This is a genomic window from Vibrio sp. ED004, from assembly GCF_023206395.1.
In the GTDB taxonomy this organism is placed as follows: Bacteria; Pseudomonadota; Gammaproteobacteria; order Enterobacterales; family Vibrionaceae; genus Vibrio.
Genome location: NZ_CP066149.1, coordinates 601,055 through 621,712, shown reverse-complemented (window position 1 = coordinate 621,712; position 20,658 = coordinate 601,055). Strand labels below are relative to the sequence as shown.

Genomic DNA, 20,658 nt, shown 5'->3' with positions numbered 1-20,658 from the left:
CCAACATTGTATTAACCATAATTTTTTATAATCACTCCACTTGAATTAAACGGAGTCAGTGATGAACTTAAAGTATAAATGTGTATTACTGTTGAAGGCCGTGCATACACCCTCAGTAAATAGCCGGCGTGGTAGCAGACTAAGCACGGTATATACAAATTCCACTGTTAAACCTTTTCACCGCTCGAATATTCGTTTTTCTCTAGCTAATACTCTTGGCCGATTTATGCCTATTCATGCATGCCGGTTGTTTTTTAAAAGTAATAATCAATCGGTGATTGTTATTAACGGTGAATATGTATGTTGAAGCTAGATAAATACGCGGTTGGAGATATTGAGTCTGCTTTTAGTTGCTTAACATTATTAATGCAACTTAATGGGGAGCAAGCTGATGATTATGATTATAGCAAGCATACATCCTCTCCTTTTAAAAAGCAGCTCGCACAATTTAGCCGAGCTCAAAAAGTATCGGCTAAATTAAAGCAGGTTGCTTATCAAAAATTAAATGCGCAGCAATTGCCGCTGATCTTCCGACTGAAGTCAGGTAAATTTGCCCTGCTAGCGAAAGTATCAACTGAGCATGCACTCGTACAATTTACTGATAATTCAGCCCCTAGCCAGCTTACATTAGCTGAACTGGAGCAAGAATGGTCAGGTGAAGTCATTGTGCTGCTAGGTCCAGCTTTACGATTTGATGTTAGCTGGTTCATCCCTGAGTTTATTCGCCATCGCAAATTGTTTAGCCAAGTCATTGTTTTTTCCCTTATGCTCCAGTTGTTGGCATTGGTAACACCACTGTTTTTTCAAGTCATTATGGATAAAGTTTTGGTGCATCAAGCGCTGGCTACTTTAGATGTCTTAGTTGTCGTACTTGTTGTTGTTGGTGTCTTTGAGGTGATACTAAAAGGGCTAAGAGAATATATTTTTGTTCACACCTCAAGCCGAATTGATATTGGTTTAGGCATTAAACTCTTCCGTCATTTACTCGGCTTACCGCTTAATTACTTTAAACAACGTCAAGTTGGCGCCATCATCATGCGCGTGCAGGAATTAGACAGTATTCGTGATTTCCTAACGGGCTCTATGCTGACGTTAAGTGTTGATTTATTGTTTACCTTTGTCTTTTTTGGGGTCATGTATTGGTTATCACCTATGCTGACGCTATTAGTATTAGCTACACTACCTTTGTATTTCTTAATTGCTTGCTTTAGCACTAAACCTTTACAAGAGAAAATTGAACATCAATTTCAAACCTCAGCGGTAAATAGTGCTTTCTTGAATGAAACAGTAAGTAGCAGTGAAACCCTTAAAAGTTTAGCTATCGAGCCAAAGATGCAGCGCCGCTGGGAATCACAAACCAAAGATATGGTGGAAGCCGGCTTTGAAACCCAGGTTATTAATAACCAAATTTCACAAACCGTGACCTTGCTACAGAAAGTCACCACTGTTGGCGTCATTTGGATTGGTGCCAACCTGGTGATGTCACTGGAAATGACAATAGGTCAGCTCATTGCCTTTAACATGATGGTGAATCATGTATTACAACCAATCGCCAAGCTGATTGAGTTATGGCAACAGTTTGTCCAAACCCGAGTCGCAGTAGACAAACTAGGAGACATGCTCAACCTACCCGTTGAACAAGAGCAGGGAAAATTCACTCCGGACACATCACTTAAAGGAAATATCATCTTTGATAACATTAGCTTTAGTTATCAGCCTGACGGTAGTAACCCAGTAATAGACAATCTCACCCTAACAATACATGCAGGAGAAAGCATCGGTATTGTCGGGCCCTCTGGCTCAGGTAAATCAACACTTACTCGCTTGTTGATGAAGTTATACAGCCCACAGCAAGGACGTGTATTGCTTGATGGTAAATCAATGGACACCTTAGATCCTCATTACCTGCGTAGCCAAATTGGTGTCGTGTTACAGGAAAACTACTTATACAACCGTAGCGTACGCGACAACATTGCACTCAAAACACCGAATGCGTCATTAGATGACGTTATTCAGATGGCTAAGTTGGCTGGTGCTCATGATTTTATTTTGCGCTTATCTCTAGGTTACGACACGGTGTTATCGGAAGGGGGGGAATCACTTTCTGGTGGCCAGCGCCAACGCATCGCCTTTGCTCGCGCTTTAATGGGCGATCCAAGACTACTTATTTTAGACGAAGCGACCAGTGCATTAGATGATGAATCTCAGGCCATGATCCAACAAAACATGGCAGAAATTGCCAATAACCGCACCGTGTTTATTGTTGCTCACCGTCTGAGCACTGTAAAGAGCTGTGATCGTATTATCACCTTAGAGCAAGGAAAGATCACCGAAATGGGCACTCATCAACAGTTAATCAGTTTACAAGGTACCTACGCACGCCTTTGGCAGCTTCAACAGGACCTAACAGAGGAGGTAGCGTAATGCTCAAGCATATTAACACCGCTCGTCAGGCAATTAAGAGCCAGAAACAAGAACCTAAAAAAATCGAACTAAGTCAACAAGAATATGAATTTCAGCCGGGATATTTAGAAATAGTAGACCGTCCACCCGCGCCTTGGACTAAACGATTAGCTATCGGCATTACGTTATTACTGGTTGCCATATTAGCGTGGTCTATTGTTGGTAAGTTAGATATTCACGCTCAAGCGACAGGACGATTGATTGTTAGCAGCAACTCAAAAGTCGTACAAGCTGCTGAAGCAGGAGAAATAGCCCGTATTAATGTTGCCAATGGGCAAAGTGTTAAAGCGGGCGATGTTTTAATTGCATTAAACACGGTTGGTATAAAAGCAAAAGTAGAAGAGTTACACGCACAAATTGTGTTTCAGCAGCTAGAAAAATCACGCTTGCAGGCACTATTAAGTGATGACCCTCTAAGTCAATTCGCCCCCCCTGAGACGGCTTCAATACAGCAAGTTGATACGGCACGTGCGTTCTTAACGAGTGAATGGCGTGATATCAGCACGCAGTTAGCTAGCTATAAAAGCCAGTTAAAGGTTAATGAAGCTGAGCGCATCGCGTTAGAAAATGAACTGGTTGAGCTACAGCAATTAGAAAAGAACGCGAATAAACGTTTTAACGCCAGTAAAACATTAGCTGATGCTAATCAATTTCCATTGATGGATTTGTTGAGGCTAGAAAGTGAAACCCTAGAAATTCGTCGAACCCATTCACAAAAACAAGGTGAGCTCTCTGTGCTATTAGCTCAAGTACAGCGCTTATTGCATGAACAAGAAAACTTTGTTGCTAAAACGAGGCGTGAGACTTTCGATAAGTTAAGTCAAGCACAAGCTAATCTGGCTGTACTGACACAGCAATTAGTACAAATAAAAGAAAAGCGTCGCCAACATAACTTAGTGGCTCCGGTTGATGGCGTTGTTCAGCAGCTTGCTGTGCATACGTTGGGCGGCGTGGTGCAACCTGCTCAGCAACTGATGGTTATTGTTCCTGATGGCATGGCGTTAGAGGCTGAAGTGATGGTGTTAAACAAAGATGTAGGTTTTGTTTATCGCGGGCAGGAAGTCGAAATCAAAATAGATGCTTTCCCATACACACGTTACGGCACTATCAGCGGAAAACTGGCTTATGTTTCACGCGACTCAGTTGAGAACGAACAATTTGGCTTGGTTTTCCCTGCCAAAATTCTGATTAGTGACAGTGATATTTTGGTTGAAGACAAACGCGTGCCATTACAAGCCGGTATGAGTATTAGCGCAGAAATTCGTACCGGTGATAGACGGGTGATTGATTATCTTCTAAGTCCTATTCAGCAATATCAATCTGAAGCATTAGGAGAAAGATAATGACCACTGCAACTATCACCTCAAATGCAGCTGAACTGAGCAATGAAACCGCTGAAGATACCGTTTCTGCCAGCCATGAGCAAATGTTAGCGTTAACAGCACTAGTGCACGCGGCACAAGCATTTGATATTAATGCAGATGTAGCACAATTAGCGCATCGTTTAGGCAGTGAAACGCTTGGTGAGTTTGATCTGAACCGCTGTGCCAAGTGGTTAGGCTTAAGAGCACGTACGCAACACGTGGCGTTAGACAAACTGGCTAGGGTTGCATTACCTGCGCTAGTAAAAACTTGCCAAGGTTGGCACACCCTCAACGTTGTTGATGAACATGAAGCGACATTGTTTAACCCCGCTACTGGTTTATTGCATACACTTACGCTAGATGATTTGGGCGCTATTTGGTCATCAGAAGTACTCTTATTAGCTCAACCGAGACAAACTGAAGTAAAACGTAAATTTGGCATTGGTTGGTTTGTGCCTTCCATTACTAAACATGCTGCGCAGTTTCGCACCGTTATTGTCGTGTCTTTGTTACTTCAGCTTATTCCTTTGGTGACACCACTATTGTTTGAAAATGTTATTGACCGGGTATTGGTTAGCCGTAGCCTTTCCAGCCTACAAGTGCTGGGGTTTGCAATGCTGGCACTGGCCATTTCTGAACCCTTATTTAACTACATTCGTTCCTGGTTATTTACCAATTTAGCCAGCAAGGTTAACAGTGAGTTGTCCAGCCGTTTGTTTCAGCACTTGGTATCACTGCCTCTGGGCTATTTTCAACAACGCCAAAGCGGCGAAATTATTGCGCGTATTCGAGAAATAGGACAAATTCGCCAGTTCTTAACAGGCTCTGCGCTGACCATGATTTTAGACTTAGCCTTTATCGGCCTATTTATCGCGGTAATGTTTGCCTACAGCAGTGAACTAACTTGGCTGGTACTGGGTTCACTGGTGGTGTACTTCTTATTTTGGTTAACCGTAGGGCCAGTACTACGCGCCAAAGTTACCAAAGAGTATGAACTAGGTGCTGAGAATACTGCATTTTTAACTGAAGCGGTAACAGGCATCGAAACGATAAAAACTTCAGCTACTGAAACTCGCTTTCAAAAACAATGGCAAAGACAGTTAGCTGACTATATTCGTGCACTGTTTGGCGCTCGAGTGGTAGGTATTATTGCTGGTCAAGGCATTGGTTTAGTGCAAAAGATCACCTCGGCAATATTGTTGTGGTGGGGAGTCACGTTGGTGATGGATGGTGCGCTAACTGTTGGTGGCTTAGTGGCATTTAACATGCTATCGGGCCATGTTACTCAGCCGATTCTTCGTTTAGCGCAAATGTGGCAAGACTTTCAACATACTTTAATTTCATTGCGCAGAATTGGCGACATTCTTGACCAGGAGACAGAAAGTGGCAATCAAGGGTTAGCGTCAGTACCAACTCTGTCAGGCAGTGTGAGCTTTCAAGGTGTGCGCTTTCGCTATAGTGAAGACAGTCAAGAAGTACTACGTAACTTAAATCTGGATATTAAGCCGGGTGAGTTTATTGGCATAACCGGCCCTTCTGGCTCGGGCAAGTCGACGTTAACCCGCCTGTTGCAACGCCTTTATGTACCGCAACATGGGCAAGTGATGGTTGACGGTATTGATTTAGCGATAGCGGATCCCGTTGCCTTACGTCGCAACATGAGTGTGGTACTGCAAGAAAGTCGCCTGTATTCAGGCAGCATTGCTGACAACATTAAAATCTGTGTACCTGATGCGACCGACGAACAAATACTTGCTGCAGCCACCACCAGCGGAGCTCATAGTTTTATCAGCAGCTTACCACAAGGTTACCAAACCCAAGTGGGCGAACGTGGTGCGCGTTTATCTGGCGGACAACGCCAGCGTATTGCTCTTGCTCGCGCCCTGTTAACCAATCCGGGCATTTTATTGCTCGATGAAGCTACCAGTGCGCTCGATTATGAATCGGAAGCGGCAGTGATGAGCAACATGCAGGCAATTACGCAGGGTAGAACGGTGATTAGTATTGCGCATAGATTAAACACCTTACGTCATGCTGACCGTATTTTGGTGATGGATAAAGGTCAGATTATCGAACAGGGCAGCCATGACGAACTACTGCAACAAAATCAACTTTATGCCCGACTGTGGAATCAGCGGTTGAGCGAATAACTAATAGTCGAGCTTTCGGCAATAACTGGGGATATCCCAAAACAATCAGAGAGAGTAGAGGTTAAAAATGAGTAATAATAATGAAGTACACAACAGCTCAAACACTCAAGAGAGTCAGACTAGCGACAATACACTTGATACAGATGTTCAGGCTGATTTATTTCAAAGAGTAACACAAGACATGCTAAATAGCCTGACTGGCAGTGAAGATCCAGATCCTATGTCTATTTTTGATAATATGGCAGATGCTTTAGCTAATGAGCCTGGAAATGAAGACATTGTTCAAGCTATTAGGGAATTAAAGTCAGATCCGGAGATGTTGAGAGAAATCACAAAATACCAAAATTCGCTAAATGGTGATGACGACATAACAACAGTAGGTGCACTACCAGAAGCGGAATCAAGTACGTCCAGTTTGACTATTGATTTTACAGGGAACTCTGTGGCTGACCTTGAACTATATAGTGATTACATTACAGGCTCAGGTACGACACTTGGCGGTTTCTTTTCCGCATTGCCAGGAACCTTAGGTCAGCTTGCAGAAAGTGGATCAGGAGCAAATATCGAAAAGCTTAAAAAACTTGATCATAACAATCAAATTAAAACACGAATTAATAACTTATCTGAATTAAGGGTGCAGATTTTTGATCAGTTTCGTCACGATCCCTTAGATTATGAATTCGTTGTGAAAAATAAATATAGCGATCTTTCTTTATCGGAAGCTTTTGATTCAAGAATGAAGTTCAAGTCAGAATTAGAAGAATTACAACTTAAGCAAAAAGACTTATTTTCCAAAGATGCAAAGCAAGCACGGAAAAATATCAGGCTAGATTTTGAAGAAGTAAAAGCCGCTAAAATTCATAGAGCTAAATTGCTTAACTCGATTAGTGATGTACCTGATTTGGAAAATAATAAATATGCTAACCTCAGCGAGCAAGCTCTCAAAAATGCTTACCTAGAAAATAAACGGCTTTTTAACGCAGAAATAGAGAAAGTTAATAATTTTGAGAAACAGTCAAATCTTTCTATGAAGCGGCTATCAAAGTCTGCTAAAAGAGCACAAAAATTATTTGGTAAAGTTAATGATGGTATATCAAAGGGAAGCTCGTTTTTTAGCCTTATTCAAGGTGGCATTGATACGGCAGCTGGTGCGGGTAAAGATGTTGACGCGGAAATAGATGAACATGGCAACCTGCCTGCTATAACAGAGAAGAACTTACGTATATCGACAGGGGTATTTGGTTTAGCGAAAGGGACCTTAGATTTAGGTACCTTTATTACTCAAAAAGTTGTTGCAAAGGTAGGCACGGAAGCCAGTGAGGCTGTAGGTAAAAAAGTTGCGAGATTTGCTCCTGTTGCAGGCGCATTTTTAAGTGTAGGTGTTGGTGTTAACTCTATGTTAAAAAATGCAAAAGCGGCAGATCAAGCGCTTAAACAAGGAAATGGTGGACGAGCGGCAATGTTTAGTGTGATGGCCGCGCTTGATATAGTCACAATGGTATTGGATGTTTTTAGTGGTATTGCTGACTTTATTCCTGGGGTGGGTACAGCAGTATCTTTTATTGTTGACCTTGTCAGTACAGCACTGAGTTTTATCAGCGATATGATTGGCTGGTTTACTGAGCAAGTTGACACCAGATCACCAGAAACAATACTAGAGCAGGATTTTAAGGATTTTGTAAAGGAAGGGGGGCCACTTGAGACTTATGTAGACAATTTATGGACAAGCTATAAAACACAAGGTTATGATTTGTTGGAGTATTACGTGGACCCAGAGGGTGCAGGGCTTGTGGGAGACGAAGAGGATGAAGATTATCAGAGAAAGCTAGCAGAAGCTCAAAAAACAGAGGCCCACAAAGCCGTAAGGGGGGCTAAGGATACGGTAAACCTTTTACGTAAGGCGATTATAGATAATACATACGGTGATGCTACACGAGAAGGTGGGGCTGCAGATGATTTAATTAGCGTGGTAAGCGAAGACTTAAAGAGCAGTAAAATCTTAAGAGGGTATGGTGGTAATGATATTTTAATTGGCGGACTTGGTGGTGACTTTATTTACGGTGGAGAAGGTGATGATACGCTACAAGGGAGAGATGGCGATGACCTGATTGAAGGGGGAGCAGGTAATGACTATATCGTTGGTGGCGCTGGTGTAGACAAATTATATGGTGGTCCAGGTGATGATACGATTGTTTTTGAGCCTGGAATAGATACGGTGGTTGTAGGGGGGCCTGATAATGACCTTGTTGTGTCTAAGATTGATGAAGCGGTATATATTTCATTGAACAATGAAGTCGCTGCAACTTCCGACGCTTCTGGCTTTAGCAATAAGGCTGTTGCGTTTGACCCTGCTGCATTATGGAATAAAAACCTTGAATCCAGTTATTTGTATCCAGAGGAAAATGTAAATACCTTGGCAGCTCTAGTCTTTAACTCCCTAGAAAATAACCAGCAAAAGTCTTACCTTGGTATGTATGAGATAAGTCAGGAAGAAATAGATAGTGGAAAAACGTCAGAAACTACGCTTAAGTCAATTGAAGAAAAATTAGGTGATAAGAAAGTATGGATTCTGGGTAAAGCTGAAATATGGGGTAATACTTACGTAATGACCGATGGCACTTATCTATATAGGATGACTTACTATGACGAATCTGATTCGGTGCGACTCAGTTTGGCCAAATGGGAAAAAAATATTCGGGATACGGCCGAAGCAATAGAAAACGGCGAGTTGAAAGTAGAGCAAAATAGTAATGCTCTTAATAAGTTAGTAGCAGATTTTGTTGCTACTTCTTTGCAAACAGCGGAAAACATTATTGTTGATGGCAGTAAAAAAGCTTATCTGGAAGGAGATGAGCAAGACAACTACATTAAGCTGGCATTCAACCAAAGAAGTGGAGCCGCAGTAGAGCAGGCTGACATCGTTTTGAGGGGCGGGAATGACACCTTTGTGTTGGAAAATAACGAGAAGAGCTCGAATGATTTAAGTACTAATATCGTTAGAGTTTATGGGGGGGAGGGCACAGACAAACTTCGGTTAAGTAACGTAGAAGATGTACACAGTAGGTACTATAAGGATAGAAGTTTTAGTTATGTGTTGATGAATAAAGACGGCGATGCTAATGGAAAAAACCTTGCTAATGATCAAGTTCGGTTACATGCAGATAGCATAGAAAGTGTATATTTGGATTCTTCAAAACTGAAAAATTACACGGATTCAAATGTACAATTAGATGCGTCATTATATGATCAAGACTTGAGCATTGATGTTAACACAAAAGGAATAGCTAAAGTAACGACGACTGAACATAACGATAAAGTTAACATACTGAATTTTGGTGAGGGAACACAGTTTAATAATGCAGGAGGCGTTGATACTTTAAACTTTAGTTCGTACTCACAACAAGCATTGGATATTGATTTAGCGTCTAGAACGGTTACAGGAAAGGTTGCACCATCTTATGCGGTTGACGTTGAAAATCATTCTTTTGAAGACGTAGCATCGCTTGATAGTACAATAAGCGATGGTACGGATGGCAAAGGCTGGGACTTTGGTGTTGCCGAGGTAGGCGAAAGTTTATCTTCAAGAGCCGCGAGTACGTTTCATTCTTCATTAAACCATGGTTTTCGTGACTATAAAGGTATCAAGTTTGGGGATGGTAGCGGCTCCTTTATTTTAAGCTCTGGACAGGACTGGTCCGATAGTACCGCTCGGTTAAAACAGACGTTAACCGAAACATTTTCTAGTCACTTTGACTATGAATTGAAGTTTAATTATAGTCCGGTGTTTGACAATCGCGCCTGGTCAATTTTCGGAGATCAAAGTCGTAAAGATGGTTTTATTAAGGGTTATATGGTTGTTGATGGCGAAGTGATAGGGGAGAAAACCATAACGATTGATAATACTGTCCCTGCCTCTGAAATAAAAGCTACTACTAATTTAATAGATCCTATTCAGTACTGGCAGACTTTTACCTTGAATGTTAGCGGCAAGGAATTAGCACAGTATGAAGGTAAAAATATTACTATTGAACTAGCCAACCATAAACCAGATAGTTACCATCCCCGAATGCTTACCACGGTAGCAGTTGATAATGTGAGGTTTACTAAAACCCGAAATGATCAAACACAAGAAGTTGAGTTGGCAACCATAGGCCAGAACTCAAACTTTGCGATAATTGCAACAGAAATGAGTGGTGATCATTTAAAAGGTAATAGTGATGACAATAGCCTTGCGGCTTATGGTGGAACGGATACTGTGGAAGGCCGAGATGGTGATGATGTACTGACAGCTCAAAGAGGTAAGCATATATTAAAAGGTGGTGAAGGAAGCGATACTTATAAAATCAGTGGTGCTAGAGTGCAAGAAAGCTTATTGGTATCGGTATCTAATGATAATGACGGCACGATTACCGTTCAAGCTAAGAATGGCGAGTGGTCAAATAACCAGCTGGTTGTAGATGTTTTACAACATGAATCAGGGTTAACCATTGATCCAACGTCGCTAGAAATTATAGACATTGATGGCAACGTTGTTAGCAATAAGGGAGCCATTTCTATTGTAGATAATAAGTTAGCATTTTCACCCAACAATGACTTTTCATCCCTTGAACGTAACCGCAGCGAGCAGATATTTGTTCGGTTTACGTCGATAGGTTCTAGTGCTGAATTAGAAGATGTTAGCGCTGCTAATCAAATTAAATTGCTTTCGGTTAACAATGTAGATGATTTAAAAATTGAATTGGATGAAGCACAAGGAAAAGTATTATTTAAGAATAAGCATGGTGACCTATTGTTTACGGATGAAGGGTTAAGCTGGGATCCAAATCTAGCACAAAAGCCTGATTTAAGAGAATTGGCTGCAGACTTTGCTCTGCGTTATCAAAAGATGTCGTTTAAAGATGAGATTATACTTGGGCCAGATATCTATACGATGTTATTAAATAAACTCAACATTGAAATGAGCTATAGCATTGAAGGTAAGTCAAAAAGTGATGTTACTCAACTAGAACAGCAAGCGGCATCTGCCACATGGGATATGTACATGCGTCACTCTCAAGGTGAAGGTAGTGTAACGGGTGATGGAGATGATGTTATCTTTGCTGATGGCAATACCGTAAGAACAGTTGCTACGAATCATGGCGATGACATTATTTATGCGGTAGACGGTAATGGAGACTTAACCATTGACACAGGAGCTGGGAACGATTCTGTGGCCGTAGGTAACTTGAACAGACACGTTACAGTGAAGTTCACTAGTGAACAAGACGACGTAGATACACTCGTAGTGAAAAACTGGGTTCCAAATAGTATTGCTATTACTCAGTCTAATGGTAACTACGAATGGCATATTGCGGGTAACAAAGTGCTTACGCTTGAGTCATTGCCGGATAAAATATTATTTGAGCAAGCCGATGGCAAAAAATTTATCGTAGAAGATGAAGAAGTAATCGCTTATTTTACCTCTCGCAACCCAAGCAGTATTACGGATACCCAAGACTTTAACTTTATTAAGTTTTTAGATAAAGATGGTAATTTTGGTTTACGTTATACCGATGTAGATTCAGAAAGTATCACAATCAAAATTGACGGTGATAGCGACCCCAATTCAGATAAGTCCATTAGTTTGATGGCAGGTGACCGAGTATTACAAACCTTTAATATGGACTTAGAGGAAACCTTAAAAAATAAAAGAAACCTTAGTGCTACCGGCCTTGCTTATGGCATCAAAACACTCACCCCTGGGGGGATTATTCTGGCAGATAAAACACTTAATGCTAATGGATTGGCAGATCTGGTAAATGCGGTATTGAATAAGCCTGATGGGCGCGAAGGCACGTATAAAGGTTTTGTGGAAGGAACTGTGTTGCAGTTATCGGAGGCCCAATCGTCAGATGTAACGTTAATAGTTACTAGTTCATCAGGCTTAAGACTCTGGCTTATGGCTGGAGAGCGACAATTACAATTATTTACTTTTAAAGATATTAAATCGCGTGTTATCGATATCGAAAATACTGCGCAAAAAGTGGCTGAATCACTTCCACATGGAATTAGATTCAAGGATCAATCGCTTGATGCCGCAGGGGTAGAGACTTTTATTACTCAACTATTGAGTGACCCTACTAAACGCACAGTTTTAAATAGATCTAAATTTGCTGGGACATCAGTACCTGCTATCTCCGTAGATGAAAGTGCGGTTCAATGGCAATCTTTGTATCAGGCTAGCTCTGATTCCGAAGGTGTAGCAGCGCAAGGTGAAAGCATAATAGAAACTGTGGATAGCCAATTTGCGTTGGATAAAGCTTATCGAGTAAGTGCCGACACACTAGGAAATGATGAACAAATTACCATCGCTTTATACGCTGGAGATGTTTTATTGAAAGAGGCTACTCAAGGGAATGAATTGGTAGTTAAAGCTGAAGATTTGACGTCAGCACAGCTAAACGCTGCTTTTAATCAACAATTAAGTATTAGGCTTAGTAATAGTGGTAATAGCGATGTTCAAGTTTCTAATCTTAGTATAGATACACGTAGTCTTAACACTAATAGCAATTATGTATTTAGGCGCAGACTTCAAATTCACGGAGTCGACGATTTCGCTGCGCTAATACGCAGCGGAATTCGTAACCTCTATAGAACAACTGGAGATGGCACTGGCAGTTTTCTCAACCTCTACGAGAACCACGGAAGTGTGACTGTTAACGGCGTTAAGGGAACTGAGCTTGACTTAACAAGTTTTGAACGTCTAGATGGAACTATATTAGATGATAGAATTAAAGGCCATGCAGAAAGCAACTGGATTGACGGGCTTGGTGGTGACGACCTTATTTTAGTAGAGCAAGGAAAAGATAATCACGTAACGGGAGGGATGGGTAACGACGTAATCAAAGCCGGAAAAGGAGATGATACCTTCTATTACCGTGAAGGTGACGGTAACGATATGGTTGAGGATACAGGTGGTGACAACCGCTTAGTTTTGAATAATCTTGATATGGATGATGTATGGCTAAGCCGTAATACTGATGGTGAACTGCTGGTTCAATTTGGTGATTCGCAAAATGGTGCTGATTGGCAAGGGCAGCCGGATGGCAGTATTCGCATAAAAGGGGATATTGAAGAAATCCAACTGGGTGATAAAACCTTGAACACGGCCAATATTAACCTTCTAGTACAAGCCATGGCAGGCCATGATGTGGGTGATATGGATGCCGTAACCAGCGGTGGGCAAACTGTTGCGCAGCAATTAGAGACACTTTGGATGCCTAAATCCTAAGCAAGGTGCGATATCAGAAGGGAATAGATATCGCTACATGCTGCTAAGTTTGTTTATGCTATAGAGCACACTAGCAATTAACAGCATTATTTAAAAAGCGACAAGGTAAGGCTTTGTCGCTTTTTTATCTTAGGAGCTCCGTAGTAACCAGAACATTGAGGAGCTGGTAACAGGTTTTGTGTAACTGCCTAATTTAAATATAATGTAAGGTAAGCGTCTTTAAATCGACTCATTCAACCCTTTCAATAAACGTCGTAACCTTTAACTTTGATCGTTAAAGGTACTCGAAAATGTCTCAGCATAGATCTCAACAAGAATGGCTACGCCTTGTGCTGAAGTATTACAATAGTGAGCGGTCTTCCGCTCAGTTTTGTTTAGAGCATAATCTTCACCCAAAAACGTTTGACAACAACCGTCGCAAACTACACCACTTAGTCAACATGCCTAAAAAACGAGAAGATTCACCTTCTGAATTCGTTGCCGTTGAAAAAACAGCCAAGCCAAACACCAAAACCGAGCAACAGCCAACCTCTACGTTACCCACGGAATTACGCCTGGAAGCGGGGGCCTGCTCTCTTCGTATACCCCGTGATGTCAGTTCACGGTGGCTGGCTCTTTTATTGAAGGAGCTTGCTGTTGTATGAAAATGTTCCCTGATACCTATGTCGTCTATCTCCACAAGGCGCCCGTCGATTTTAGAAAGGGCATTAACGGCTTGAGCTTTATCGTTGAACAGAATATGAACCTTAATCCCTTCTCCGAAGCGCTATTCGTCTTCTGTAATCGTACGCGGGATAAGATCAAAGTTCTCTACTGGCAGCGTAATGGCTTTTGCCTCTGGCAAAAGCGACTCGAAAAAGACAAGTTCGCTTGGCCAAGAAAAATGCCAGGGCAAACACTCTCATTAACGGAAGAGCAGTGGCATTGGTTGCTCGATGGACTCGACATCGAAAAAATGAAACCCCATCAAACATTGAATTACCAAAGTCTTAATTAAATTAAAAAAATAATAGCGTATAAGGAACTTTCGCGGGTCTTTGCGATCTTCCTTATATGCCAAACAAAAATAAAGAAGATGAGCTAGCGCTCTTACGTTCAAAAGTGACTGAGCTTGAATCTACGGTACTCACTCTTCACCAATCTCTAGGCGAAAGTGAATCGAACATACTCACACTTCGACAATCTCTAGACGAGAGTAAATCGAACGTACTCACACTTCGCCAATCTCTAAGCGAGAGCGAATTAACCATCCAATCTCTGGTTGAAAAACTCAACCTAGCGCGGCGTAAACGCTTTGGTAGTCGTAGTGAAACCCTGCCCCCTCAGGACTTAGAGTTCAATGAAGCGGAGACTCATGCCAATACGATAGAAAAAGAAGAAGCGCCCGATAATCCGAATGATGACGCCTCGGAAGCGGAAAACACTTCCTCCGAGACCAAACGTCGTGGTCGCCCAAAGCTTCCCGAAGACCTACCACGAGAGCGTGTTGTGGTGGACATATCAGAATCAGAAAAAACATGCTCGTGTTGCCAGTCGATGCTCTGCAGGATGGGACAAAGCACCAGTGAAAAACTGGTGTATATTCCAGCCAGGTTGTATGTCGAAATCACCGAAAGGCCCAAATACGTCTGCCGTCAATGTGATGCGTTAGGAGAGAAGAGCGTTGTTGCAATGGCTCCACCGCCAGCATCGATTATCCCGAAAAGCATCGCGACTCCCTCTTTGCTTGCGCAAATTATCACGAACAAATACCACTATGCCCTGCCTCTCTATCGTCAAGAATCGCTGTTTAGACAATATGGGTTAGCGCTCAGCCGAAAAACGATGAGTCAGTGGATACTGCGTTGCGCTGATAAGGTAGAGCCGTTAATCGCCTTACTGAAAGAAACCCTTCTTACTCAAGATGTTCTGTTCGCGGACGAGACCACATTGACCGTGCTCGATGACGAAAGAAAGAAAAGTTACATCTGGTTGTATGGGTGTGGTCCAGACCGGGGCGGTAATGCGCAATCTCCCGGTATCGTCTTGTTCGACTACCAGGAAGGGAGTCGGGGTCACCACTGCCCTCAATCGTACCTGTCAAACTACACTGGATACCTTCATGTTGATGGGTATAAAGCGTATGAAAAGACAGAGGCGAAGCTAGTGGGTTGCTGGGCACATGCAAGACGCAAGTTCATAGAGGCAGAGCAGAGCCAACCAAAAGGCAAGCAAGGTAAAGAGGGTAAAATCCAGTGGGCAGTCAGTTGGTTCCAAAAGCTCTATCGTGTTGAACAAGCACTCAAAGATAAGACGAGGGAAGAGCGATATGTTACCCGCCAATCAAAGACTCAGTCTCTGCTCAATGAGTTCAAGGCGTGGTTAGATAAATCGGTCACTCAAGTGCCCCCTAAAAGTAAACTGGGAGAGGCGATTAGCTACAGTCTCAATCAATGGTCGAAGCTAGTACGAGCTATCGATGATGGCCGGTTAAGCATGGATAATAACCGAGCGGAACGTTCAGTACGTCCGTTCACGGTGGGTCGGAACAACTGGTTGTTCTCGAAGACTCATAATGGTGCCCGCGCCAGTGCCGTGCTGTACAGTCTTATCGAAACCGCGAAGGCTAACGACTGTGAGCCGTATGAGTACCTCGAATACGTGCTACGAGAAATCCCGAAACTGAAGAGTGAGGACGACCATGGTCATCTTCTTCCTTGGAACATGCCAAAAACGGACAAGTCCCCCATTCCCGAATAGCGTTCAGCATGACAGATACCGCCTTAGTTGGCAGTATCTGTGTTGATATTAGAAAATCAATGAGTCGGTTCGTAGATGCTTACGATGTATTGCTTCCAGTTGGTTGTTTTGTAACGTGGTTTAGGCATGAGGGCTACGAGAGATAGTGGACGTAGCTGATCAGCTCGTAGGCTCTGGATTTAGTTCCATTGAATTACGCAACAAAGCCGGGGTGTTTACCTCGGTAATAGGTGTCGCTTATCCGACAAAAGTTTGTTCCACACATGCTTGAAGAGCTAGTGCGATGAGTATAATCGCACTAGTTAATAGGCTTGGTTGAGGTGCACACCAAGTGATTATGGTAAATCGACCATGTCATTTTACCTACGCACAACGAGTGTAACGTTAAATGGCCTCTACAATCACAAGGCCTTATGTGAATTTAATTATCTCTCCAATAGTTATTAGCCTGAGATACTGTCTGAAAATGCATTGCAATTGTCTTTGATGATTCAATAAGCAGCGATGCACTTTCTGAGTATTCGGGTCTTAACTTATGTAAAACCTCCATGTCTGGTTGAGTTTTCTTTACTCCCATTCTGCTCAACTTAATCGCCAGTTCAAAACCCTCACTAGGCGTTTCTGTGATTAAACTAGGTAACCATTGCTCCATTATTTATTCCTTGCTTTATTAGATGATGGAGGGAAATTAATACCACATTCAAGCTGATAAGGTTAACTTTAAAATCGAGCTTTTAATAGGGCTGAATCACACTTTGTTAACAAGTTTGTTCTCTATAGCACCAAATTCGTAACTACACAGCTACTTTGAACTTAATTGAGCACAGAATTACCTTCTACTTCTTACACCAAGTAGTAAGTACATAACCCACAATGAATTTAATGCTTATACCACTTGCTCATAATCCATATTAACTCCCATCACCTCGACAAACACTTCTGATATTTGTTCACCGCACAGACTGGTTAAACTTCCGTCATTTTGCAGCTGATTTAGTAATTGAAATAGTTTGAACCAGCGGTCATTTATTAGTAAAAACCACGTGACCGAGATTATCGAAGAGGTGATTATTTCGGGCTCAATTGCGCCTGTATTTGCCATTCAGTGGGCGCAGGTAAATAAGGTAAAAGATTTAACCTTCCTGAGCACCGTAGGTATGTGGTGGGTTTGAAAAATAAGCCACATAGTAAATACGTTAACACGATTTATGGAACCCACTCCCTCAGTTAGTCTATATTTAGCGAAGTGGAACTAACTCTGAGGGCTGCATGGTTAAGACCGTATTGCTTCCATTTGGTTATTTTGAAATGAGGTTTAGGCATACAGTTGCGAGAGGAAGTGAATGTAGCAAATCTAATCGTAGGTTCTAGATTTAACCCCACGAAATTACACACCCTTGTGAGTTTGTGGCGCTTTTTGAGCGATTTACAGTTCAAAGATCAACATGTTACTTTTATGAAAGAACCGCACAATTATGCCCATTTTCATACTTTGTGAATTTTGAGTTATATGAATTTGCTAAGCAGCTATCGACAGTTAACCTGACATTCGTTAACCAGCAAAATAGAATCAAGGGGTTTAAACTAGGTAATGTCACTGCTGCAGTTTAATCGTCTGTGGTTAGTTATAAAACTACACAAGTATTCAAGAAACTGTATCAGGAAAACTATGCGATATTTTAGTAAGCGCTATAAAACGAAGGTCAACACATTGCTGCATTTAGCAAAGATAAACGACCTCCCTTTAAGATTTATAATTGATACCTTGAAAGGCAGAAGCATCCTCAAGCAAGATGAACGCTATAAAAAGCGCGACGGTCAGCGTGTTATTTGGGGAGAAGTTGATATAAGTTGCTCTACCGCTGCTTTTCCTCTGGAAACCCTCAAAGGAAAACGCTTAAATTCTTTGGCTATATGCTTCACACTTGAGCAATTCCACGCTTTAGAGGAGCGTTATGGTCATTGTCCTGAGAATATAACCGTCGAAGCAATTGCTGGGCTTTTTACAATATGATCAATGTTCAATCTAGCACTCTATAAAAGAAGGTAACAACGTGTTAGAAGTAAGTGACTACCCACTGTAGTTTATTATCTCCATATAGGGCATCATTACATTTGTCATTCTGTAATGCTTTACATACTCCCAGAGCTTCCCTTGCTCTAATCTGTTAGCTCTTTTTGCCTCTGTAAGTGCTTCAATCGCGACATCAATCCCGATCTTGTTGCGGAACTTAAAGCAATCAACAATCGTCCGCTCAACGTCCGTTACTAAAATAGGGATGCCATCAACTTGTGTTGAGATCACCCCCAAATCCTTCACGTCCCTGGTACGAACAATCTTAATGCTTGGGTACTCAATATTGGGAGCTCTATCATTTTTTTTAATGCTGAGCCATATCTGAAAAGGTGCTTGGGTAGTGAGATTGTGGTAACTGAGTGCTGATAGAAGGCAGATAACCCCTTTTTTCGCTCTGACACTGACCTCAGCAAAAGAGTGCATCTCCGATTCTTCTCTACCTATATACCCGTAGAGCCCTCGCTGTAGTTTTTCTATGTCACCTTTTTCCACAGCGCGAGAAAGGGCGGCACGAGTTACATTGAATTTTGCAGCGTCTGAGGTGGTGAATATGGATAGCTTTTTAAGCTTATCGAGTTGTGATGGATTCATTTTTAATGATACGTTTTGTCATACTTAATTTGTACTATATGCCAAAACGTAACATTTTTCTTTCATTCCTTAGATGGTGCAAACAACACTGCTATTGAGCGAAAATAGCTAAACCCATTAAAAATAGCCAACTTCCTACATATCAAAGTGATTAAGATAAACAAAAAATTATGAATTTCATATTTCAATAGATCATGTTTAAAAATATAACCAATTCAACATCATTAACTAATTTTAGTGGTTAATTATGGTGGTTTTTGCTGGTTAAAATTCATTAATAAGTTAAATAGATTGGTTGGTTATATTATGCGATATCGCTTAATTACTTTTTTAAGCAATTGTTATTTAAGCAATAATGTTGGGGTGTGTAATTATTTTATAGTAAAATCATGCACTTATGATTTGCCAGTGTTATTGACGGTTTTTTTGTAAATCTGTAACGTAGATCTCAAATAAAAATGAGGTTTGCATCATGAAATGCAGAGATAAGTTTTTGTTTCGCACGGTAGCAGAAACAATGTTCGAACTTGAAAAAGGAACTTACGCTAACTCAACAATAAAAGCATGGAGATCTAAGTTAAAACGTATCGTAACGTTTTTCGGAGAATTCGACATACGAGATATCGTACGAAGCTGTATTCTTCGCTACTTACATGCACACAATGATCTTACAAACAAAACACTAAATGAAGACCTGACACTTATCCGAAAAGTATTCACGTTTGCAGTTGGGGATCGGCTTATTACACAATCTCCAGTTGATGGTATCCATAACTTACAAAATGCTCCCATTAGCTGTAATCCATTCACACTGAATGATATAACCCGTTTAACTCACCAAGCAGCAGATTGCTCAAGTGTTAAAAATGGGGTCCTTCTGGCTTGCCATACAGGGCTTCGAAAAAGTGAGTGGTTGGCACTAGTTGTTGATGATTATGACCCAGTAAAAAGAGAGCTTAAAGTCGAGAGAGCTTGCGTAGTTAATCACTTTAAAAGGCCAAAAACTACGGGATCAAAGCGTAGGATTCAATTGTCTAAGACAGCCCAAAAGATAATTGAAAACCAGTTAAGTTCAATCTTTGGCTTAGCGGCTCAAGAAATCCATATCACCGAAAGTGATCAAAAGACCCGAACCAAACTTACCGCAAAACCTCTATTCCCTAATCTTGATACAGGGAAATTTTACCAAAAAGATAAAGCAATAGATCGCACCTTTAAAAACTGGCTCGTTACAGCCAACGTCGCTCATCGAGGTGCGAGTCAGGCCCGTCATACATTCGCATCTCAAGCTATTTTGAGTGGGGCAAATCTTTATTGGATAAGGTCTCAACTAGGGCACAACACGCTAGATATGCTTTATAAGCATTACTCAAAGTGGATTGAAGAAGACGCAAAAGACTACCCCAACCTGATTGATTTGCACTTTCAGAAAGCTGCAAATTCGGTCGACAAACCCATCCTTTAATTTGCCTCATTCCGGTGTCTCGACACCGGCTTTCAAAAAGATAACGACATCGTAACCAAGGACACTTTCGCAACACTTTTACTGCGTAAAAGATGAACGAAAGCTTCTTGGTGGGGGCTACGCCCCTCAACCCCAACACGACAACACACAAACCGAGGACTACACAATGAAAAATAAAGCCATCACATGCTTTTTTTCAACGCTTCCGTATTCCGGCACAGCAGAAAAACAGGCCAAGCTTAAGAAGTCAGCAGGACATAGTATCCGAGATGAAAATGCGAAATCTGAAACCATTGAATGGAATCCAGATCTCAGTCACCTCAACGAAGTATATATCAATAACCAATGGACGAAACTTGATGAATTGAGCAATGACGATAAATCCCAGTTTATCGAATCTATAAGACTTCCTCAGAAACCTCAAGAAGGCCTAACTAAATGTAAACAAAGAAAGAGAGCATATAAGAAGAAACTAAAAGCCGCTTTACAATCAGAAAAGGGAAATCCCGAGGGACTAATTTTATCGCTAAGATTTTAGG

The 20,658-nt window shown here is 41.5% G+C and carries 12 protein-coding genes; 10 read left to right on the top strand and 2 right to left on the bottom strand.

The features are described 5' to 3' along the window. The first annotated feature begins 300 nt into the window (after window positions 1-300). The 7 genes from ITG10_RS02570 (at window position 301) to ITG10_RS02540 (ending at window position 15,986) form a co-directional block, all read left to right on the top strand. A complete protein-coding gene (locus tag ITG10_RS02570; protein WP_282574691.1) occupies window positions 301-2,424 on the top strand; it encodes a type I secretion system permease/ATPase in 2,124 nt (707 codons plus the stop codon). Continuing rightward, window positions 2,424-3,806, top strand: a complete 1,383-nt coding sequence (locus ITG10_RS02565) for an HlyD family type I secretion periplasmic adaptor subunit (RefSeq protein ID WP_248372265.1) — start codon at window positions 2,424-2,426, stop codon at window positions 3,804-3,806. The genes ITG10_RS02570 and ITG10_RS02565 overlap by 1 nt, the downstream gene beginning before the upstream one ends. An 83-nt stretch (window positions 3,807-3,889) precedes the next feature. After that, a complete protein-coding gene (locus ITG10_RS02560; RefSeq protein WP_026084151.1) occupies window positions 3,890-5,977 on the top strand; it encodes a type I secretion system permease/ATPase in 2,088 nt (695 codons plus the stop codon). Between the two features lie 67 nt (window positions 5,978-6,044). Continuing rightward, window positions 6,045-13,247, top strand: coding sequence for a hypothetical protein (locus ITG10_RS02555; RefSeq protein WP_248372263.1), 7,203 nt, complete (start codon window positions 6,045-6,047; stop codon window positions 13,245-13,247). Between the two features lie 290 nt (window positions 13,248-13,537). Beyond that, window positions 13,538-13,891 (top strand): hypothetical protein, encoded by a 354-nt coding sequence (locus tag ITG10_RS02550; RefSeq protein ID WP_017629984.1) that lies wholly within the window; start codon window positions 13,538-13,540, stop codon window positions 13,889-13,891. Next, on the top strand, window positions 13,888-14,244 hold the full coding sequence (tnpB, locus tag ITG10_RS02545) for an IS66 family insertion sequence element accessory protein TnpB (protein ID WP_017629983.1): 357 nt from the start codon (window positions 13,888-13,890) through the stop codon (window positions 14,242-14,244). The genes ITG10_RS02550 and tnpB overlap by 4 nt, the downstream gene beginning before the upstream one ends. Before the next feature lie 56 nt (window positions 14,245-14,300). Continuing rightward, window positions 14,301-15,986 carry an IS66 family transposase gene (locus ITG10_RS02540; RefSeq protein WP_017629982.1) on the top strand — a complete coding sequence of 562 codons (1,686 nt, stop codon included), beginning with the start codon at window positions 14,301-14,303 and terminating at the stop codon, window positions 15,984-15,986. A gap of 421 nt (window positions 15,987-16,407) precedes the next feature. On the opposite strand, the gene ITG10_RS02535 is transcribed toward ITG10_RS02540, so the two are convergent. Then, entirely contained in the window at window positions 16,408-16,638 is a 231-nt protein-coding gene (locus ITG10_RS02535; protein WP_016784144.1) for a hexameric tyrosine-coordinated heme protein, read from the bottom strand. A gap of 1,017 nt (window positions 16,639-17,655) precedes the next feature. Between ITG10_RS02535 and ITG10_RS02530 the strand changes: the two genes are divergently transcribed. Then, window positions 17,656-18,000, top strand: a complete 345-nt coding sequence (locus ITG10_RS02530; RefSeq protein WP_017632078.1) for a hypothetical protein — start codon at window positions 17,656-17,658, stop codon at window positions 17,998-18,000. 57 nt (window positions 18,001-18,057) lie between these two features. Here ITG10_RS02530 and ITG10_RS02525 read toward each other — a convergent pair whose 3' ends face one another. Continuing rightward, window positions 18,058-18,654 (bottom strand): type IV toxin-antitoxin system AbiEi family antitoxin domain-containing protein, encoded by a 597-nt coding sequence (locus ITG10_RS02525; RefSeq protein WP_248372261.1) that lies wholly within the window; start codon window positions 18,652-18,654, stop codon window positions 18,058-18,060. Between the two features lie 472 nt (window positions 18,655-19,126). Here ITG10_RS02525 and ITG10_RS02520 point away from each other — a divergent pair, with 472 nt between their 5' ends. Together ITG10_RS02520 and ITG10_RS02515 are read left to right on the top strand one after the other, a co-directional pair. Beyond that, window positions 19,127-20,119, top strand: coding sequence for a tyrosine-type recombinase/integrase (locus ITG10_RS02520; RefSeq protein ID WP_248386675.1), 993 nt, complete (start codon window positions 19,127-19,129; stop codon window positions 20,117-20,119). A gap of 166 nt (window positions 20,120-20,285) precedes the next feature. Next, window positions 20,286-20,657, top strand: a complete 372-nt coding sequence (locus ITG10_RS02515; RefSeq protein ID WP_248386674.1) for a hypothetical protein — start codon at window positions 20,286-20,288, stop codon at window positions 20,655-20,657. Window position 20,658 lies beyond the last annotated feature (1 nt).

Excerpts from the sequence above, each read along its gene's own strand:
- ITG10_RS02550 (WP_017629984.1), top strand. The coding sequence starts at position 13,538 with ATGTCTCAGCATAGATCTCAACAAGAATGGCTACGCCTTGTGCTGAAG.
- ITG10_RS02535 (WP_016784144.1), bottom strand. The coding sequence starts at position 16,638 with ATGGAGCAATGGTTACCTAGTTTAATCACAGAAACGCCTAGTGAGGGT.
- ITG10_RS02525 (WP_248372261.1), bottom strand. The coding sequence starts at position 18,654 with ATGAATCCATCACAACTCGATAAGCTTAAAAAGCTATCCATATTCACC.
- ITG10_RS02560 (WP_026084151.1), top strand. The coding sequence starts at position 3,890 with ATGTTAGCGTTAACAGCACTAGTGCACGCGGCACAAGCATTTGATATT.
- tnpB (WP_017629983.1), top strand. The coding sequence starts at position 13,888 with ATGAAAATGTTCCCTGATACCTATGTCGTCTATCTCCACAAGGCGCCC.
- ITG10_RS02565 (WP_248372265.1), top strand. The coding sequence starts at position 2,424 with ATGCTCAAGCATATTAACACCGCTCGTCAGGCAATTAAGAGCCAGAAA.
- ITG10_RS02530 (WP_017632078.1), top strand. The coding sequence starts at position 17,656 with ATGCGATATTTTAGTAAGCGCTATAAAACGAAGGTCAACACATTGCTG.
- ITG10_RS02555 (WP_248372263.1), top strand. The coding sequence starts at position 6,045 with ATGAGTAATAATAATGAAGTACACAACAGCTCAAACACTCAAGAGAGT.
- ITG10_RS02520 (WP_248386675.1), top strand. The coding sequence starts at position 19,127 with ATGAAATGCAGAGATAAGTTTTTGTTTCGCACGGTAGCAGAAACAATG.
- ITG10_RS02540 (WP_017629982.1), top strand. The coding sequence starts at position 14,301 with ATGCCAAACAAAAATAAAGAAGATGAGCTAGCGCTCTTACGTTCAAAA.
- ITG10_RS02515 (WP_248386674.1), top strand. The coding sequence starts at position 20,286 with ATGAAAAATAAAGCCATCACATGCTTTTTTTCAACGCTTCCGTATTCC.
- ITG10_RS02570 (WP_282574691.1), top strand. The coding sequence starts at position 301 with ATGTTGAAGCTAGATAAATACGCGGTTGGAGATATTGAGTCTGCTTTT.